The sequence below is a fragment of the Halopseudomonas pelagia genome (assembly GCF_009497895.1).
Classification (GTDB): Bacteria; Pseudomonadota; Gammaproteobacteria; order Pseudomonadales; family Pseudomonadaceae; genus Halopseudomonas; species Halopseudomonas pelagia_A.
The window spans coordinates 1,878,745-1,898,145 of sequence record NZ_CP033116.1; the positions used below are offsets into that span (position 1 = coordinate 1,878,745).

Below are 19,401 nucleotides of genomic sequence, written 5' to 3' on the forward strand. Positions count from 1 at the left end.
CTTCTTATGAGGAGGCCTCACCGGTTATGAGGAGGCTTCACCGGGTCTCGTTGAAGAGTTCGCGCCCGATCAGCATGCGCCGTATCTCACTGGTACCTGCGCCAATCTCATACAATTTTGCGTCGCGCCAGATGCGGCCGGTAGGGTAATCATTGATGTAACCGTTGCCGCCAAGGATCTGGATTGCTTCACCGGCCATCCACGTGGCTTTCTCGGCGGTGTACAGAATTACGCCCGCACAGTCCTTGCGCACCTGCCGGACATGCCCACTGCCCATCGCGTCGAGGTATTTGCCCACGCTGTAGAGATAAGCGCGGCAGGCCTGAAGGGTGCTGTACATGTCAGCGACCTTGCCCTGAATGAGCTGGAACTCGCCGATGCTCTGACCGAACTGTTTGCGGTCGTGGATATAGGGCGTGACGATATCCATGGACGCCTGCATCAGCCCCATCGGGCCACCGCTCAGCACGGCGCGTTCGTAATCCAGCCCGCTCATCAGCACCTTGGTGCCTTCACCCAGGCCGCCGAGAATGTTTTCTTCCGGGACTTCAACGTTGTTGAATACCAGCTCACCGGTGTGCGAGCCGCGCATGCCGAGCTTGTCGAGCTTTTGCGCGACGGAGAAGCCGGGGGTGTCGGTATCCAGAATAAAGGCGGTCATGCCCTTGGCTCCAGCGGCGAGATCAGTCTTGGCGTAGACCACCAATACGTGGCAATCAGGGCCATTGGTGATCCACATCTTGGTACCGTTCAGTACGTAGCGGTCGCCTTTCTTGTCGGCGCGCAGTTTCATGGAGACCACGTCGGAGCCGGCATTCGGCTCGCTCATGGCCAGGGCGCCGATGTGCTCGCCGGAGATCAGTTTGGGCAGGAACTTCTGTTTCTGCGCTTCGCTGCCGTTGCGGTGAATCTGGTTCACACAGAGATTCGAATGGGCACCGTAAGACAGGCCAATGCCACCGGCCGCGCGGGAGATTTCCTCCATGGCGATCATGTGCGCCAGGTAGCCCATACCTGAGCCACCGTATTCTTCAGCAACGGTAAGGCCAAGCAGGCCCATGTCGCCGAACTTGCGCCACAGATCCATCGGAAACTCGTCGGTACGGTCGGCTTCGGCGGCACGCGGGGCGATTTCCTTGGCAGCAAAGCCGGCAACCGAATCACGCAGCATGTCGATGTCTTCACCAAGAAAAAAATCCAGTCCGGGTATCGTGCTCATTTTCTTGTACTCCTGTTCTTGTGGTTTAGAGCTGCGTGGCCTGGATGCGCGCATCCTGGGTGGTCGCATCATGGAATTGAGCCTTTTGCTCATTGCGCCATGCGGATAACAAGCGAGCATGTTGAGCGTGGGCTTGATCAAGATAGCGTTCCTTAACCGGGCCATAGCCACGAACAATGTCAGGCAGGTTGGTCAGCTCGATAGCGATTGGCAGTTTCTCGGCGCTAAGCTTCTCAAGCACCTCGTCAAGAATGCCTTCATAGATTGCCAGCCATTCGCGTTCGACCTTGCGCTCGGCGGTGTAGCCGAAGGGGTCGATGATCGAGTTTCGCAGGAATTTCATTCTTGCCAGCAGCTTGAAGCTGCGCATCATCCAAGGGCCGAAGCTGCGTTTTTTTGGCTCTTCGCCAGGCTTGGCGTTGTTCATGATGGGCGGAGCGAGATGGAAGTTGAGTTTGTAGTTTCCCTCAAACTGCGCTTCGATCTTTTTCATGAAGTCGCCATTGGTGAACAGTCGAGCCACCTCGTATTCATCCTTGGTAGCCAGCACCTTGAAATAATTACGCGCCACAGTTTCAGTCAGCTTGCCGGGCTCGCCAGCAATCCGCGTTTCAGCATCACGGAACTGCTGCACGCGAGCCAGGTACTTTTCTCCCAGTTTGGCGTTCTGATACTCGGTCAGGGTCGTTATACGGCGCTGGATGACCTCATCCAGGTTCTGCGACAGGTGCTGCCCGGCGGATTTGCTGCTGTTGCTGTCGATCAGGTTGCGCAGGCGTGGCAGGTCGACGGCAGCACGGCGGCCCCAATCGAATGCCTTAAGGTTGAACTCAATAGCCGTTCCATTCAGCTCGATGGCCTGAACCAGCGATTCTTGTGCGACCGGCAACCAGCCCTTCTGATAGGCGAAGCCGAGCATAAAGGTGTTGGTAGCGATCGAGTCGCCCATCAGTGCGGTGGCGATGCGGCTGGCATCAAGGAAAGTCGATTGACCCTCGCCAACAGCATCAGCGATCTGCGCCGACATGGCCTGGGTGCGGAACTTCGGATCCGGGTGCGCTTCGAGGTTGCCGCTCTCGGCCTGCATGGCAAAGGTGCGCACGAACTCGCTGGTGATGCTTTCGTCGGAGTTCACTACCGCGTGGGTTACTCCTTGACGCAGCTTTTCCAGAGTTTCGTTATTGGCGCTGACCACCAGGTCGCAACCCAGCAACAGGCTGGTTTCGCCTGCGGCAATACGGGGCGCATGCAGTTGCGATTGCTCGGCAGCAATGCGGATATGCGACCACACGGCGCCGCCTTTCTGCGCCATGCCGGCCATATCCAGATTCAGAACGCCTTTGCCTTCGATGTAGGCAGCCATGCCGAGCAGCGCGCCGATGGTCACCACGCCGGTGCCGCCTACGCCAGTGACCAGGATGCTGTAGGGCTGATCCAGTGAGGCCATGGCCGGGGTGGGCAGATGCCATTCATCGGCGCCGGTGTTGCCCAGCGCCTTGGCCTTGCGCAATGCGCCGCCTTCCACGGTCACGAAGCTCGGGCAAAAGCCCGACAGGCAGGAGAAATCCTTGTTGCACGATGACTGATCGATGCTGCGCTTCTGGCCGAATTCGGTATCGACAGTCACCACTGACATGCAATTGGATTTGCTACTGCAATCGCCACAACCCTCGCATACCGCCTGGTTGATCACCACCCGGCGGGCAGGATCAGGGAACTTGCCGCGCTTGCGACGGCGGCGTTTTTCCGCAGCGCAGGTCTGATCGTAGACGATGGCGGACACGCCCTCGAACTCGCGCAACTCCTTTTGCAGCTTTTCCATATCATCGCGGTGCAGCACTGGCACGCCCTCTGCCAAGTCCGTCACTGATGCGTATTTTTCCGGCTCATCTGTGACAACCGCAATGCGTTTGACGCCTTCGGCCGCCAGTTGCTGAGTGATCTGTGGCACCGTGAGGATGCCATCCACCGGCTGTCCACCGGTCATGGCAACAGCATCGTTGTACAGGATCTTGTAGGTCATCTGGACCTTGGCAGCGACGGCGGCACGGATTGCCAGGATGCCGGAATGGAAATAGGTACCGTCACCAAGGTTGGCGAATACGTGCTTGGTAGTGGTGAATGGCGCCTGGCCGATCCAGGCCACGCCTTCGCCACCCATCTGACTGAACGTCTGGGTCTGCGGATAAATCCAAGCGGCCATGTAATGACAGCCGATGCCCGCTAGCGCGCGGCTGCCTTGTGGAACTTTGGTGGAAATATTGTGCGGGCAACCCGAGCAGTAATGCGGCACGCGATCCATCAATGCGCCCAGTACGTTTTTGGTGGTGAGCTGTGCCTCGAGCTGTTGTAACCGCAGTTGCAGTCGTTCGTCGGGGTGTAAGCGCAGAATTCGCTTGGCCAGAGCGCGGGCGATGTGTGCCGGAGTCAGTTCACTGATGGCCGGAAGCAGCCAATCGGTGTGGGGCATGCTCCACTCACCCTTGTCGTCGAACTTACCAACGATGCGGGGCCTTACGTCTTCACGCCAGTTGTACAGCTCTTCTTTCATTTGGTATTCGATCATGTGGCGCTTTTCTTCCACCACGATGATTTCTTCCAGACCCTCAGCAAAATGGCGCACGCCTTCGGCTTCCAGAGGCCAGACCATGCCCACTTTGTAAACCCGCAGGCCCATCTGCTGCACCTGCTCTGCATCAATGCCGAGCATCTCCAGCGCCTGGCACACGTCCAGATAGGATTTGCCTGCGGTGATGATGCCGATTCGCGCATTAGGCGAGTCCATTACCACGCGGTCGATACGATTGGCCCGGGCGTATGCCAATGCCGCATAAAGCTTATGTTCGAGCAGGCGTTGTTCCTGAGCCAACGGTGGGTCGGGCCAGCGGATGTTCAGGCCGCCTTCGGGGATCTGGAAGTCAGGAATGATCGATTCGACGCGGAACGGATCGATATCGACAATTGCTGCGCTCTCAACAGTATCGGCGACGGCCTTCAGCGCCACCCAGCAACCGGAGTAACGCGACATCGCCCAGCCATGAATACCGTAATCCAGGTATTCCTGCACACCAGAAGGCGCCAGAACCGGCATCATCACGGCTTTAAAGATATGCTCAGTCTGGTGAGGCAGTGAAGAGGAGCGGGCGCCATGGTCGTCACCGGCGACAGCCAGTACGCCACCAAATTTCGATGTGCCGGCGGCATTGGCATGGCGGAATACGTCTCCGGAGCGGTCAACGCCCGGGCCTTTGCCGTACCACATACCGAACACACCGTCATAGGTTGCGCCTTCAAAGATGTTGACCTGCTGGGTCCCCCAGATGGAGGTGGCCGCAAGCTCCTCGTTGACGCCTGGCTGGAACTGGGTGTGGCTCTCTTTTAGGTAATCCCGAGCACGCCACAGGTGCTGGTCAAAGCCGCCGAGGGGCGAGCCCCGATAGCCGGAGATAAATCCTGCGGTATTCAGCCCAGCTGCCAGGTCGCGCTGGCGCTGCATGATCGGCAGGCGCACCAGTGCCTGAACGCCGGTCATCAGTTGATAGCCGCTTATCTGGGTATACTTGTCATCAAGCGAGAGGGACGTTCCCATGGCTGCTCATTACCTGTTTTATTCTGTTTTATGGCTACTGCTGTTCACGGTAGGGCGAGATTGCTGGAGTATATGAAGGGGTGCTGGTATCGTAAATTTATAAAAACTAGATACAGGTATCTGAAAAACAAATGTCAAATCATGATATCTCCATGCGCCAGCTGCGCTATTTCGTTGCCGCTGCGGAGACCGGTCAATTTTCTCAAGCAGCGAGCAAAGTGCATGTCTCGCAGTCCGCAATCACCACTGCAGTGATGCAGCTAGAAGAGCGCTTAGGTGTGAAGCTGTTCGAGCGGATGCCTTACGGGGTCAGCCTGACGGCGGAGGGCAACAAGTTTCTCCAGCATGCAAGCCACATCCTCGACACATTGCAGGATGCGCTTAGTGAGCCGTTCTTTCTCAGCCATGCAATTAACGGGGTGGTAAGGGTAGGGGCGTCGTATACGGTGCTGGGCTATTTCCTGCCTAATTTGCTGGCGCGGTTCAAACGCAGTTATCCCGATGTAGAAATCGATCTGATCGATATGGACCGTGGGAGTATTGAAGCGGCAGTCAAATCGGGCGATTTGGACGTCGGCTTGATTGTGACCTCCAATGCCAGCGACCTCGGAGGCTTGGAGCACAGCGTGCTGATCAGGTCGCGCAGACAACTGTGGCTGTCGTCCAGCCATCCCTTGATGCAGTCGGCATCTATCACCTTGAAGGATATAGCCGGATACGCTTACATCATGCCCACGGTGGATGAAGGTGAGCCATCGGCGCTGCGCTATTGGCATAGCCAGAACCTGGAGCCGCAGGTGGCTTTTCGTACCTCTTCGATGGAATCGCTACGCGGGCTGGTGGCCCACGGTTTTGGCGTGACAATCTTGTCAGACATGCTCTATCGCGCCTGGTCGCTGGAAGGCAAAAGGATTGAAATCCGCCCGCTGACCGATGCTGTGCCGCCGATGGAGCTAGGCTTGATCTGGCGCGAAGGCGTCAGCCTGAACGAGGCTGCCAGTGCCTTTCAGCAGTTCCTCATTCATGCTTGCGGCTCCTGAGGAGCTGTTGATGGCTAGTCAGGCGCTGGCCGTATTCCGAAAATGCGGCTCAACCCTTAGCCGCATTTTCTCTGCGCTGCCTGATTGACTCGGCGAAGTCGCGCTTTAACGTGGGGAAATACGCTATCTGTCCGCCCATGCCGCCGGCAATATCGATAGACGCACCGCTGATGAAGTTCGCGTAGTCACTGGCAAGGAACAGTGCCATGCCAGCCACGTCCTCGGGGCGGCCGTAGCGCCCAAGTGGTACTACCTTCATGACCATTTCATCAAATTCTTCGCGGGTTACGCCTGGCCCCATTTCCTTGAAGTGCCGATCCCACTGGCCGGTATCGATCCAGCCCATGTTCAACGAGTTGACTAGAATGTTGTCCTTAGGTAGCGACATGCCGAGCGATTTTGACAGGGCCACACAGGAGGCGCGGTTGATCACGGACGGGATACCCTCTGGGGTTGGGACTACCCCTGCAAGCGCGTTGATTTCAATAATCCTGCCCCAGCGCTGCTTTCGCATAAAAGGCACTACGGCCTGTACAAAGCGAAAGTGACCCATTTGCAGTATGTTGGCGTGCGCAAGGATGTCTTCAGGAGTGAGGGTGTCCAGATTCCCGCCCTTGCCCTGGCCCGCGTTATTCACCAGTACATCCACACCGCCCCAGGTTTCAGCCACCTCTGCAACGAATGCTTGTACTGCCGCAGTATCAGTCACATCTACAGATCGAGCGATGACTGCTGCCCCACTGCTTCCTAACGCCTTGCCGGTATCTGAAATTGCCTGGAGATCACGCGCACAGACAGCCACTTTTGCGCCGTCCTCGGCAAAGGCTTTGGCTATTGCCCGGCCAATACCTCGGGAGGCACCTGTAATGATTACGCGCTTACCCTTTAAATCAATATTCATACATTCTCCGTGATGATAAAAGGCGCACTTTTGGCCCGCCAGTTTTGCCCAGAGGTGCCTAAATAGGCGCGTCTTGGGTCAGAAATAGGTGCGTGACACGTCGGACACTAGAGAAAAATAGAAACACAAATTGAACAAAAGACAAAATTATGTTTAATTTATTGAGTGAGGTGATGATTTAAAAAGGGTGATCGCCCGGTTTTTCGCCCTTTTGGGCAGATTCAGTAATGGTTGCGCAAACTCGGTTTATGGTTTGTTGTGTTAATCTGAATGCAGAATGTAAATCTTGATATGGAATTATGTTATTTGTTCGGCTAGGATGGCTACACGCTGAACTGAGCGCGACAGGCTAAGCCCACCGGGGCTGTGGTTGAAAGGCGCTTGTGGCCTTGCAGCGATACGCGATGTTTCATTAGCCACTGAAAATAAAAACAAGGAACACAGATGAACACTAAAATCAAATTTGGTCATATCGGCTTGGCTCGCAGTGCGCTGGCTCTCGCAGTTATTGCGGCTACAGGTAGCGTTTCAGCCATGCAAATCGACATCGGTAACCCCGATATACGTCTGCGCTGGGACAATACCATTCGCTACAACCTGGGTATCCGTACGGACAGCCAGGACAGCGCAATCATGAATAATCCTGCCTTTGACGAGTCAAACGGCAAGTTTGATAAGGGTGACATCGTCACCAATCGCATAGACATCCTGACTGAAATCGATCTGGCCTATAAATGGCATTACGGCGCCCGAGTCAGTGCTGCCGGCTGGTACGACGATGCCTATAGTGATCGCTCCGTTGAGAGCAATGTGCCAGGTTTTTCGACAAGCTATAACAATGACCGCTACAGCTCTGAGGTTGAGCGTTACGTGTACGGCCCCTCGGGAGAAATTCTAGACGCCTTTGTCTGGGCGAACTTTGATCTGGGTGACACCCCCGTCAACCTGAAAGTCGGCCAACACACGCAGTATTGGGGCGAGGGTCTGTTGTTTGGGGCGCACGCGATATCTTATTCCCAGGCTCCTCTCGATGCGGTTAAAGCTGTAACCAGCCCAGGGATTGAAACCAAGGAGGTATTTTTACCGATTGGTCAGATTTCAGCTAAGGCGCAGGTAACCAATAACCTGTCTATCTCCGGTCAGTATTTCTACGAATGGGATCACACTCGCTTTCCGTTTGGTGGTACTTACTTTGGCGCGGCAGATCCTTTCTTTGAAGGCCCTGACCGTCTGCCTGCAGCCCCAGGATTTAACCTTCAGAGGGCTGATTCCAAGCTTGGGCGTGATGACGCCAACTGGGGCGTAATGGCGCGTTACGATATTCAAAGCCTTGGTGCAACTGTGGGTATCTATCATCGTCAATTTGACGACTACCAGGCGTGGCTGTCCCCTCAGATTGATCTGGCTGCCGGCCAATACCGGTTGGTGTATCCACGTAACGTGAAGCTGACCGGTGTTAGCTACGCGGGCAACATCGGTTCGGCTTCTATCGGCGCGGAACTGTCGTATCGCCAGGATGGCGCCTTAAACGCCACTGGCATCAGTTCGGTAAACAATGAAGGCCCCCGCGGTGATACCTACCATGCTGTGGTAAACGCTGTTTATGGTGTGCCTCGCAACTGGCTAGCGAACAACTCGGTGCTGGTAGCCGAGCTGGCGTTCAGCCATTTGGATAAGGTGACGAAGAACGATCAGCTTTACAAAGGAGAAGGAAACGCAGCCTGTACCGATCTTCGCACTCCAGGCATTGCCGGCTCCGGCAGCAAAGAAGATGGTTGCTCGACCCGCAATTACGCAGCTGTAGCTGTGAACTATACGCCGCAATACCTGGCCATTCTGCCGTCATGGGACCTGTCCATTCCGTTAACCGTAAACTACGGACTGCATGGTAACGCCGCTACTGCTGGTGGTGGTTCAGAAGGCGCGTTGGCCTGGTCTGTGGGTGCACTAATGACTTATCGTCAGCGTCACGACTTTACCCTGCGCTACGCGGATACTGCTGCTCAAGAGAAGAACACCCTCAATGCCAATGGCGCCGAGATGGTTAACGGCAACGGCGCAGTAGGTGGTACCGACCGTGGTTGGGTTTCGCTGACCTACAAGACGTCCTTTTAATAAACATAATATCGGAGCACGTTATGAAACTTCATTTTGCCTTAAGCATCGCCTTGACAGGGATTTCGGCGTATTCATTGGCCGCAGTGCCTGCGGAGGAAGCTGCCAAACTCGGCGAGTCTCTTACGCGTATCGGGGCGATTCAAGCAGGCAATGAAGCCGGTACTATCCCCCCTTTTGAAGGGGGGCTTCGTGAGGCTCCTCCGGGTTTCAAACCGGGCAACGGTTACTGGACTGATCCCTTCAAGGATGAGGAGCCGCTGTTCCGCATTGATGCCAGCAACGTTGAGCAGTACGCGGACCAGTTGAGTGCAGGGCAAATTGAATTGCTTAAACGCAATCCAGATACCTATTACATGGACATCTATCCGACCCACCGCACCGCAGCTCATCCGGAGGATATTCTCGAAGCCACCGTGCGCAATGCCACAAGCTGTGAGACGTTGAAAGACGGGCTTGCGCTTGAGCCGGAATGTCGCGGCGGAATACCTTTCCCGATTCCCCAGACCGGTCATGAGCTGATCTGGAATCAACAAACGCGTTACAACGATGGCAAGTATGGCACTACCACACGCTCCTCCAACAGTTGGATCGTGGCCTCCAGTGGTACCGTGACAAAAGCCTCCGAACAGTCAACCTTTGTAGAGCGGCCTTACTACCAATCAGATGTAGAGGGTCGTGATCCGCAGATGTACACCCGCGTTTACTCCGTCACCAAAGCACCAGCGCGTCGTGCGGGTGAGCTGACCGGTTATATGGACTTTCTTGATCCAACCCAGCAACCACGTCGCGCCTGGAGTTACACCCCAGGTCAGCGTCGGGTCAAACTTGCGCCTGAGTTTGCTTACGATACCCCAGTTGCGAGTATGGGTGGGCTGGAGCTATTTGATGAACTGTTCATGTTTTCGGGTATGCAGGATCGCTTCGAATACGACCTGGTCGGTAGAAAGGAGATGTACATTCCTTACAACAACTACAAGCTGTACTTTGACTGCGATGCTGACACTCAGCTGATGGAATCCCACGTAAACCCCGAATGCGAGCGTTGGGAGCTACACCGTGTGTGGGAAGTCGAGGCAACACTCAAGGAAGGCAACCGTCACGTCTACAGCAAGCGGACTTATTACTTGGACGAGGACACCTATGGTGCAGGGCTATACGACGCCTGGGACCAGGGTGGTCGGCTATACCGCTCCATGATGTTGGGGGGCGTACAACTTTATGATCACGACATCCCTTACATCGTCAAACACTCGATCTATGACTTCAACAAGGGCATGTATGGTTTGATCAATGCCGCGCTCAATGGCGGCTATCAGGTCCTCAAGGAGCCACGCTCGGAACGCGAGCTGAACCCTGAAGCGGTCGTTAGCCGAGAGAGCGTTCGCTAACTGCAATTCGATCAAGGCAGCGTTATTTATCCAGGACGGATAAAGCGTTGCCGATCTTACCGGTTGACTAGGTGTGCCTTGGTAAACAAGGTGCTCCCGGGATTACTGAGGATAAAAATAATGAAAGCATCCCACCTGTTCAGTTGCTCTGGCTCTAAATATTCTTCAACCGTACTGGCCCTTCTCGCAGGCGCTTGCTGCGTCGGATTGGCGCTTCAGGTGTCCCCTGTATTGGCGTCCGAACAAGCGGAGCAGGCGTCCTCGAGTTTTCATGATCCGTTGCAGCAGTCGGCGCTGACTCAGCTCGGAGCCGCCTCTGAGCCAGCGTTGGCGGTGACTCGCGCTGGCGAAAGTCTTGTCAGCGTCGGCTTGCGCGGTTTGATCATTATTTCAAATGACGATGGCGAAACCTGGACCCAATCCCCGAGTCCCGTGGCGGTCGATCTGGTGCAGGTGTATTTCCAGAACGAGCTTAATGGCTGGGCCGTCGGGCATGATTCCGTTCTGCTGAGCACCACCGATGGCGGGCTTTCATGGGAAGTGCAACTGGATGGGCGCAGTCTCGTTACGCTACTCAAGGAGCATTATACGAACCCTTCTGATCTTGATGAGTTTGAGGCGGAAAGCATGCTTCGCGAGGTCGATTTAGCCACCAGCACGTCCTCTGATCCTGACATTATGGCAACGCCTTTTCTCGATGTATTTGTAGACGAACGAGGCGAAGGATATGTGCTGGGCGCTTTTGGCATGCTGCTGCGCACCACGGACAACGGTGCTAGCTGGGAGCCGTGGACGGAACATACCGATAACGACCGGCGTATGCACCTGTACAGCATCGATATGCAGGGCGATGAGGTTTATCTCAGCGGCGAGCAGGGCTTGCTGATGCGCCTGGACCGCGAAGCGCAACGTTTCGTCCAGATCGAAACGCCCTATACCGGCACTTTTTTTGGTGTGCGTGTCAGTGACGGCGTGTTGATTGCCTATGGCTTGAGAGGCAATCTTTATGTCAGCCGCGATAGCGGCGATAACTGGCAGCAAGTGAACACGCAGCAGCAAGCCACACTGGTTGACGCGGTCAGCGACGGTGCTGGGCATATCCTGTTGGTGAGTGAGCGGGGCGAACTGATTAGGCTCAACACCGAGACACTGGAAACCGATCTGATTGCAGTGCCCTATTCCGGGCAGGTTTATTCGTCAGCCAAACCAGAAAAGCCCGGAGCACTTATAGTGGCGCAGTTCTCCGGGCCCAGAAAGATAGATATCAGTCAGTTCCAATAACCTTATATATCGCACTTTTGTTCACCTCGTTGGAGGTCTGAGTAATGGTCGCTGAATATAGAAAAACCAGAGATAAAGTAGCGAACTGCAAGCGCAACATGGGCCATGCCATTAGGCATGCACTCTCCCGATACCTTGTGATGTTGAGCATATTGGTGCCGGTGCTGGTAGCTCCGGCAAATATTGCGATGCAGTTTGAGAACGGTGCTGTGGCGCTGGACGTCAGCCATAGTGGAATGTCCGCTGGTCTAAACGATGTTATGTCCGGGTTGCACTGGCGCTAATACCGCCGCCCTGCAGCCTGATATGTGGAGAAAGTGATGGTCGACCTAAAAAGCAATACCGGAATGCCAGTCGTACGTGACGTCAATGATTTCGATAAGCGTTCTGGTGGACTGTTTGAGCGGATTATATTCAGCCACCGGATATTGGTGCTGATAAGCTGTCTTCTGGTCACTGTCGTACTCGGATTTTTTGCTACCAAACTGGACGTCAACGCCAGTTTTGAGCGGATGATTCCGGTCAACAATCCCTACATCCAGAACTATCTAGATAATAAGAGCGAGTTGCCTGGGCTCGGCAATAACATCCGGGTCGTGGTTGCCAATAAACAGGGCAATATCTACGATCCTGACTACCTACAAGCGTTGCAGGAAGTCAATGACACGCTCTATCTGATTCCAGGCATAGACAGATCCTGGATGCGTTCGTTGTGGATGCCTATTGTGCGCTGGCGTGAAGTCACCGAAGCCGGAATAAGCGGTGGGGCAGTAATGCCGTCCGACTATGACGGCAGTGAGGCCAGCATCAAAGCGTTGCGTCGCAACGTTACTCGCGCTGGCCTGACAGGCAGCCTGGTGGCCAATGACACTGCATCGAGCATGATTGTTGCGCCCTTGCTGGAGACCCATCCGCAAACCGGAGAGCCGCTTGATTACAGCGAGTTTTCCGACCAGCTTGAAGAAAAGATCAGATCCCTGGAAAGCGACCAGATCGATATCCATATTGTTGGTTTCAGCAAGCTGGTCGGCGATCTGATCGACGGGCTGCAGGTGGTGATGCTGTTCTTCGCCATCTCCGTGGCGATTGCTGCGCTGTTTGTGTATCTGTACACGCATTGCATTCGCAGCACGTTGCTGCTGGTGGGCATCGCCATTACCGGCGTGGTCTGGCTGCTGGGTCTGATGCAGATTCTGGGCTATGACCTGGACCCCTATTCCATCCTCGTGCCTTTTCTGATCTTTGCCATAGGCTTGTCTCACGGCACGCAGAAGATGAATGGCATTTTGCAGGATATCGGGCGCGGCACGCATAAATATGTAGCCGCGCGCTATACATTCAGACGGCTGTTCTTGACCGGCTTGACGGCGCTGTTGACCAATGTGGTCGGCTTTGCGGTGCTGGCGATCATTGATATACCCGTTATTCGTGACCTCGCGTTGACCACCAGTATCGGCGTGACCGTGCTGATCTTTACCAAGTTGATTCTGATTCCTGTGGCGCTGTCTTATATCGGCGTAAGCAAGAAAGCGGCGAGATTGGCAATCGAGAAAGATGCAGCCGAGCAGCAGAACAAAAGCTGGCAGGGCAAGATATGGCAGGGTCTGGATCTGTTTACCCAGCGCAAATGGGCTACTGTTGCCATCGCCGTTTCGGTTCTGCTCACCGGCGTCAGCGCAGTGGTAATGATGGATCTCAAAATCGGCGATCTTGATCCTGGCGCGCCCGAGTTGCGTGCCGATTCGCGATACAACCGTGATAACGCATTCATATCTTCCCACTACGGTCTTTCTAGTGATCAGTTTGCGGTCATTATGAAAACCGAAGTCGATGGTTGCCGCTTTTATGGCCCGTTGCAAACCATGGACAAGCTGGCGTGGCGTCTGCGTCAGACCGAAGGCGTGCAGATCACCAGCTCTCTGGCAGATTCAGTGCGATTTGTTACGTCGGGAATGGCTGAAGGGAGCGGCAAGTGGTTGACCATCAGCCGTGATCAGGCCATTACCAATGCGTCGGTTGACGCCGCGATGATCTCCTCGCCTGGCATTACCAATCAGAACTGTTCGGTTACGCCGCTGATTGCCTATCTCACCGACCACAAGGCAGAAACCCTCACCCGGGTACTGAATGTGGTGGAGGATTTCAATGAAGAGCACGGGACTGGGCCCGATGATGAGAAACCAGTGCAGTTCCTTTTGGCCGCAGGTAACGCCGGCATTGAAGCGGCGACCAATATTGAAGTGCGCAAGGGCATCATCATCATGTACTTCGCGGTCTACGGCGCGACCGCGCTGTTGTGCCTGATCACCTTCCGCAGTATTCGCGCCACGCTGGTTGCGCTTATCCCGTTGATCATGACCACCATTATTGCCAAAGCGCTGATGGTCTGGCTGGGCATTGGTCTAAAGGTCGCCACGTTGCCGGTCATGGCAGTAGGTGTCGGAGTCGGGGTTGATTACGCGCTCTATCTGCTTAGCGTGCAATTGGCCGTTCAGGCCCGCGGAGAGTCCTTGGCAGTGGCCTATAGGCGCTCGCTTGATTTCACTGGTCGGGTAGTGGCACTGATTGGTTTGACCATGGCGGCAGGCGTTATTACCTGGGCATGGTCGCCGATCAAGTTTCAGGCAGACATGGGTATTCTGCTGACCTTCATGTTTCTCTGGAACATGTTGGGTGCGCTGATCTTGATTCCTGCCCTGTCACATTTTCTGCTTAGAGACGTTGGCGCAGGTAACAACAGCGGAACGGTCTCTTCGCCCGCTGAGACTCCGGCACCTGCCGCACCACAGCCTGTTCAAACTAGAAGACAGGCTATGGTCGACACCCGTTGAAGCGCTGCCTGAGGTAACGCTTGCCAAACACCCGGTTTTTTTCGCTCCCCTGTAAGAAATGGAGATAAAGATGTTCGAATTGTTGATGAGCGCCGACATGATGGTGCCAGACCCGGATGGAATGACCGAATTGCTGGTGGACAAGCTGGGCATCCACAAGCACGAGCGCTGGCGCCAGGCTTTTGATGACCATCCCTATATCGCCCATTTCCTGCGGGTACATAAATCATTGGCGGTGTCGCCGACCCGAGTCGAGCCGCAGTGGCATCTGGATCGCCCCAACCCGGGCGATCCGATGTTTCATGACTTTCTGGAAAGCTTGAAGGAGTATCAAGGCCGCCACCGTCCGATGCTGACTCATTCCATCGTACTGGCGCTGCATGGGGACAAGTTCGATGCTCTGGTCGCAAAACTGATGCGTCGGCGGCTTCCATTCCGGATGGCGCAACGTACTCCAGACATGCCTTTCGACCGTCTGTGGCTGGGTGCGTCACCAGAAAAGCCAGTTTATGATCCCATCGTGGATGGCGGATTGTGTATTGAAGTCATGCCCATGGAGCCGCTGCAAATGCCGGCCGATACGTTCTCGGTACCTGCGCCACAGCCGCGCGATTCCAAGCCCGGCGATATGGTGCGGGTTTCTGCTCGCGGCTATCTGGTGCGCGACCTGAACGAGACACTTCGCCGTTGCTCGGCCAATCTTGACTGGGAACCTTCAGGCCCGGTTGAGCTGATCGAGGGCGAAGGCTATCGCCGTGCGCGCATGGGATTTAGCCTGGCCAATAGCGCCACGTTGGACATTATCGAAGCGACCCGCTGGAACAGTGAAGCGGGTCTGTATCTCAACAGCTGGGGTCCTGGCCCTTATTACATCCGCATTGCGGTAAACGATCTGGCTGCCAAGGCTGAGGATTTGCGGGCGCGGGGTACAGCCTTCCACTGGATCGAGTCCAGCGATGCGGTGGGCGGCAAGGCGCTGATCAGGATCGATCCGTCTGAGCTTAGAGGCCAGTTGTTCGAGTTTGAGGAGTGCTGACATGAGCACGGAGCAAAGTCTGCCTGAAGTAATCAACGACGCAGTGCATATGCACTGTGACGGGGCCGTGGGATGGGTGGTGCTCACCCGTCCCGGCCAAATCAACGCCATCAACGATGCCATCCGCGTCGGCGTTCCCGCGGCGCTCAAGCGTCTGGAGAGCAACGATAGAATTCACGTTATAGTGATTCGCGGTGAGGGCGAACGCGGGTTTTGCGCCGGTGCAGACATCAAGGAAAAGCGCGGAGTCGAGACCTCCATCCAAGTGCGCAAACGGATGGAAGGCGCCCGCTGGATAGAGGCTATCGATGCAGTCAGCAAACCGGTCATCGTCGCCATTCACGGTTACTGCATGGGCGGTGGTCTGGAGCTGGCGCTAGCCTGTGATATCCGCTTTGCTTCGCCCAATGCGGTGCTAGCATTGCCAGAAACCGGTCTGGGATTGATTCCTGGTGGAGGCGGTACGCAGCGCTTGTGTCGAGTGGTCGCGCCAGGTCATGCACTCGATCTGCTGCTCACCGGTGAACGCTTGGATGCCGAAAAAGCGCGGCAGATCGGTCTGGTATCGCGGGTCGCGAAAAGCGCCGACACATTGCTGGATGAAGTGTCAGCGCTGGCGTTGCAGATTGCTGGTAAATCACCAATGGCCTCGGTATATGCAAAACGAGCCGCGCGCGCGGCCTCGGAAGTCGACCTGAAAAAGGGCTTGGATCTGGAGCTGGACCTATTTTCGTTGCTGGCCACCACCAAGGATGCCAAGGAGGCTGCTCTAGCCTTTGCCGAGCGTCGCGCGCCGCAGTTCACCGGTGAGTGAAGCGGGGCATCTCGTATCAATTTAAGAGAAGCATAAAATGACAACAGACAAGCTTAAGGATCGTGTAGCCATTATCACTGGTGCTGGTGGCGGCCTGGGTGCCGAGTGCGCGCGGGTATTGGCTTCGCATGGCGCTGCCATTGCAATCGTCGATATCAATCAGGATGCGGCATCCAGTGTGGCTGCAGAGATTGAATCGGCTGGTGGCAAAGCCATGGCGGTACGCACTGATGTATCCAGCGAAGATGAGGTCAAGGCGATGGTCGAGCAGGTGATGAACCGGTTCGGCCGTATTGACGTGCTGCATAATAATGCTGCGGTGCTGGATGTGAATCAGCGCCAAAAAGATCGTGATATCTGTAACCTGGACATGGATGCCTTTGATCGCGCCATCGCGGTTAACCTGCGCGGCGCCGTATTGTGCTCCAAACATGTCATTCCGGTGATGCTGAAACAGGGCAAGGGCTCTGTTATTTTTGCCACCTCCGGACTGGGTGCCCAGGGTGATCTGTCCCTGACCGGCTATGCGACAACGAAAGCGGCACTGAACATGCTGCCCAAACTGGTAGCCGCGCAATACGGCAAACTGGGGGTGCGCGGCAATGCGGTGCAGATTGGGCTGGCGCCTGCGGAAAATGCTCACAGTTCAATGCCGCCAGAGCTGTTGAATATCTTACGTGATAACCACCTGACGCCTGAGTTGGGCACTCCACGGCAAATTGCTGACGTGGTGGCCTTTCTCGCTTGCGACGAGTCATCCTTCGTAACGGGCACCACTCTGGTGGCGGATGGCGGTTTTGGCAGTCACACGCCATCGCTGGTAGCGATGCGTGCGTTTTTCGAGCAGTCAGGTCGCGGCAGCATGTGACAGCAGTTGGAAGCGGTCGGAGGTGCCGCCAGCCCGGGAGTTTTAGGCCCGGGCTATTTTCTGATGCTGTTGAGAATGAAGTTGGCCGAATGTTCACGCCAGATGCGCATGCCTTCTTTGGAGGTAGTGTCAAAGCCGACGAGAACAGACATGGTGTAATGGTTGGTAAATCCGCCAGACATTAGCAGTGCCGAGCTGGCCAGGAACAAACGAGCTTCTATATCCGGTTTGAAAACGCCGGCTTTGATGCCGCGTTGGAGCACTGACGAGAATTTAATGGCTAACGCCGGGGATTGACTGGCGAAGCTGTTGGGCCTGGTGTCTGCTGCCTCGTGATAGCGAAGGCCCTCCAGGGCCAGCGCGCCCAGTAGCGGATCTTCCATATATTGATCAAAGCAGCAATTGAGCAGTGTTCGCAATGCTTGTTCCGGCGGCAGATGATCTATTTCCAACGCGATCAGCTCTTGCATTATCTGTTGCGAGGCGTCATCCAGAACGGTTGAAAACAGCACTTCCTTAGAACCGTAGTAGTGATAAACCAGTTGCTTGGTCACGCCGGCTTCTCGTGCAATATCTTCTACCCGTGCGCCGGCCAGACCTTTCTGGGCAAAGATTTGTCTGGCGGCAGCAAGCAGACGGTTCATGGTATCGCGCTTGTTCGGCTCTGCACGGTTTGACGGGTTATTCATATTATTCCGTCTCTGGATTGGGTGGAAATATATACAAGGCGTCGGTAACTTCGGTCGGTGCATTCAATAGCTTCAGCATATAGCCACAGCATAAAGTATTCCGACAGCGGTGTAATAAATCTGTGGCGTGGGCAGGCAGGCAATTGGAGTAGATATGGATCTTAATATTACCGCTCGTAAGGCTATTGTCTGCGCTTCCTCTCGCGGCCTTGGCAGAGCCTGCGCAATGGCACTTGCCGCAGAAGGATGTGAGGTATTTATCAATGGCCGTGACCCTGCCAGCTTAAACCAGGCGGCCGTGGCAATACGTGACAGCACCGGCGTTGAGGTAGTGCAAGTAGTCGCGGATCTCAATAGCGGCGCAGGGCGAGCCGCGCTGCTTGCGGCTTGTCCCGCGCCGGACATTCTGGTCACCAATAACGGAGGGCCTCCGCCCGGACGCTACCAGGACTGGGATCTTGGTACCTGGCAGCAGGCTCTGGAAGCCAATATGCTCAGCGCCATTCTGCTGATTCAGGCCGTGATGGACGGGATGCGCGCCCGGCAATTTGGCCGGATCGTCAACATCACCTCGGCAATGGTCAAGTCGCCGCGCTTGCCGATGGGCCTCTCAACCGCGGCCAGGGCCGGCCTTACGGCGTTTTCCAAGGCGCTTTCGCTAGAGGTGGTGCGCGATAACGTCACCATCAACAATGTTCTACCCGAGCGTATCGCTACCGACCGGCTTACCTACATGACAGGCCAACTGGCCAAGCACAAGAATATAAGCCTGGAGCAGGCCCGAGCGGAGATGTTGGCACCGGTGCCAGCGGGGCGTTTCGGCACTCCCGAGGAATTCGCCGCCGCCTGCCTTTTCCTTTGCTCCAGTCAATCGGGATATATCACCGGGCAGAATCTGCAGCTGGACGGTGGCGCCTACAGCGGCCTGATTTGAGTTCAAGCCTTGCTTCTGGTCTTCCAGTCGGCCGGAGCTTGTTCTTCGGCGGCAAAATCAAGTTCAACATCCACCTCATTGGGGTCTTTGAAGAAAATCTGCCAGGTTCGAACATCACCCGGTGCGCGGATAATCCGATAGGCAATAGCGTGCTGATCTAGCTGGTCCAGTGTTTTCTCCAAGCCCTGCGCAAAGAACGCCATATGGTCGAGCACACCACGGCGAGGGTTGGGCATATGATCGACGGCAATCACGTGAAGCACCGGATGGCCTTCGGCATAAAGCCACAGTCCCGGCACTGGAAAAGGCGGTCTTGGTCCGCATTCAAGCCCCAACAGGTTTTCATAGAAGTGTTGCGTCTGCTCGAGCTGGTCGGTAACGATAGTGAAGTGGTCCATTCTAAGAATCATACTGTGCCTGTCGTAATCAGAAAGGGGTTTAGCGGTCGCCTAGAGGGTGGTTAAACCGCCGGAAAAAGCATGGCTGGCCTTGGCCGCATTGTTTGTTCGCGAGCTGCTAGGTGTGATGGGAAGTTTGGGTTCGTTCGTTGTAAAGGGCAAGTATTCCAGTGCTCCGATGAAGCCCTTATAAGGCAAATTGAATATTGGTTTTTCCAATACCTGACATCATTATTTATGGGTTGTTTAATGAGGCTGATTGGTTAGTCTGAAAGTTGAATAAAGCGGTTCCCAA

Annotated in this window: 14 protein-coding genes; 9 read left to right on the forward strand and 5 right to left on the reverse strand. The window is 55.4% G+C overall.

Annotation, left to right across the window (positions count from 1 at the left end):
* Positions 1-37 precede the first annotated feature (37 nt).
* The gene (locus EAO82_RS08920; protein ID WP_096346494.1) at positions 38-1,219 is read right to left on the reverse strand and encodes an isovaleryl-CoA dehydrogenase; all 1,182 of its coding nucleotides are present in this window, start codon (positions 1,217-1,219) and stop codon (positions 38-40) included.
* 25 nt (positions 1,220-1,244) lie between these two features.
* Positions 1,245-4,808 (reverse strand): indolepyruvate ferredoxin oxidoreductase family protein, encoded by a 3,564-nt coding sequence (locus tag EAO82_RS08925; protein WP_096346493.1) that lies wholly within the window; start codon positions 4,806-4,808, stop codon positions 1,245-1,247.
* A 131-nt stretch (positions 4,809-4,939) separates the two neighbouring features.
* Between EAO82_RS08925 and EAO82_RS08930 the strand changes: the two genes are divergently transcribed.
* Complete coding sequence (locus EAO82_RS08930) at positions 4,940-5,848, forward strand: LysR family transcriptional regulator (RefSeq protein WP_096346492.1); 909 nt, start codon at positions 4,940-4,942, stop codon at positions 5,846-5,848.
* A 49-nt stretch (positions 5,849-5,897) separates the two neighbouring features.
* Here EAO82_RS08930 and EAO82_RS08935 read toward each other — a convergent pair whose 3' ends face one another.
* Positions 5,898-6,749: an SDR family oxidoreductase gene (locus EAO82_RS08935; RefSeq protein WP_096346491.1), complete on the reverse strand. Its 852-nt coding sequence runs from the start codon at positions 6,747-6,749 to the stop codon at positions 5,898-5,900.
* Between the two features lie 444 nt (positions 6,750-7,193).
* On the opposite strand from EAO82_RS08935, the gene EAO82_RS08940 reads away from it, so the two are divergent.
* The 7 genes from EAO82_RS08940 to EAO82_RS08970 all read left to right on the forward strand — a co-directional run bounded on the left by EAO82_RS08940 (position 7,194) and on the right by EAO82_RS08970 (position 17,085).
* Positions 7,194-8,864, forward strand: a complete 1,671-nt coding sequence (locus EAO82_RS08940) for a DUF1302 domain-containing protein (protein ID WP_096346490.1) — start codon at positions 7,194-7,196, stop codon at positions 8,862-8,864.
* Between the two features lie 23 nt (positions 8,865-8,887).
* Entirely contained in the window at positions 8,888-10,255 is a 1,368-nt protein-coding gene (locus tag EAO82_RS08945; RefSeq protein ID WP_153274278.1) for a DUF1329 domain-containing protein, read from the forward strand.
* A gap of 120 nt (positions 10,256-10,375) precedes the next feature.
* Positions 10,376-11,536 (forward strand): WD40/YVTN/BNR-like repeat-containing protein, encoded by a 1,161-nt coding sequence (locus EAO82_RS08950; RefSeq protein ID WP_231703313.1) that lies wholly within the window; start codon positions 10,376-10,378, stop codon positions 11,534-11,536.
* A 320-nt stretch (positions 11,537-11,856) separates the two neighbouring features.
* Entirely contained in the window at positions 11,857-14,367 is a 2,511-nt protein-coding gene (locus EAO82_RS08955; RefSeq protein ID WP_096346487.1) for an efflux RND transporter permease subunit, read from the forward strand.
* A 70-nt stretch (positions 14,368-14,437) separates the two neighbouring features.
* Complete coding sequence (locus tag EAO82_RS08960; protein WP_096346486.1) at positions 14,438-15,403, forward strand: lactoylglutathione lyase; 966 nt, start codon at positions 14,438-14,440, stop codon at positions 15,401-15,403.
* 1 nt (position 15,404) lies between these two features.
* The gene (locus EAO82_RS08965; RefSeq protein WP_096346485.1) at positions 15,405-16,217 is read left to right on the forward strand and encodes an enoyl-CoA hydratase/isomerase family protein; all 813 of its coding nucleotides are present in this window, start codon (positions 15,405-15,407) and stop codon (positions 16,215-16,217) included.
* Between the two features lie 37 nt (positions 16,218-16,254).
* The gene (locus EAO82_RS08970; protein ID WP_096346484.1) at positions 16,255-17,085 is read left to right on the forward strand and encodes an SDR family NAD(P)-dependent oxidoreductase; all 831 of its coding nucleotides are present in this window, start codon (positions 16,255-16,257) and stop codon (positions 17,083-17,085) included.
* Positions 17,086-17,138: 53 nt separating this feature from the next.
* Here EAO82_RS08970 and EAO82_RS08975 read toward each other — a convergent pair whose 3' ends face one another.
* Positions 17,139-17,774, reverse strand: a complete 636-nt coding sequence (locus tag EAO82_RS08975) for a TetR/AcrR family transcriptional regulator (RefSeq protein WP_096346483.1) — start codon at positions 17,772-17,774, stop codon at positions 17,139-17,141.
* A 154-nt stretch (positions 17,775-17,928) separates the two neighbouring features.
* On the opposite strand from EAO82_RS08975, the gene EAO82_RS08980 reads away from it, so the two are divergent.
* Complete coding sequence (locus tag EAO82_RS08980) at positions 17,929-18,708, forward strand: SDR family oxidoreductase (protein WP_096346482.1); 780 nt, start codon at positions 17,929-17,931, stop codon at positions 18,706-18,708.
* Between the two features lie 2 nt (positions 18,709-18,710).
* Here the strand turns inward: EAO82_RS08980 and EAO82_RS08985 are convergent, their stop codons facing one another.
* Complete coding sequence (locus EAO82_RS08985; RefSeq protein ID WP_096346481.1) at positions 18,711-19,118, reverse strand: VOC family protein; 408 nt, start codon at positions 19,116-19,118, stop codon at positions 18,711-18,713.
* Positions 19,119-19,401: the final 283 nt, after the last annotated feature.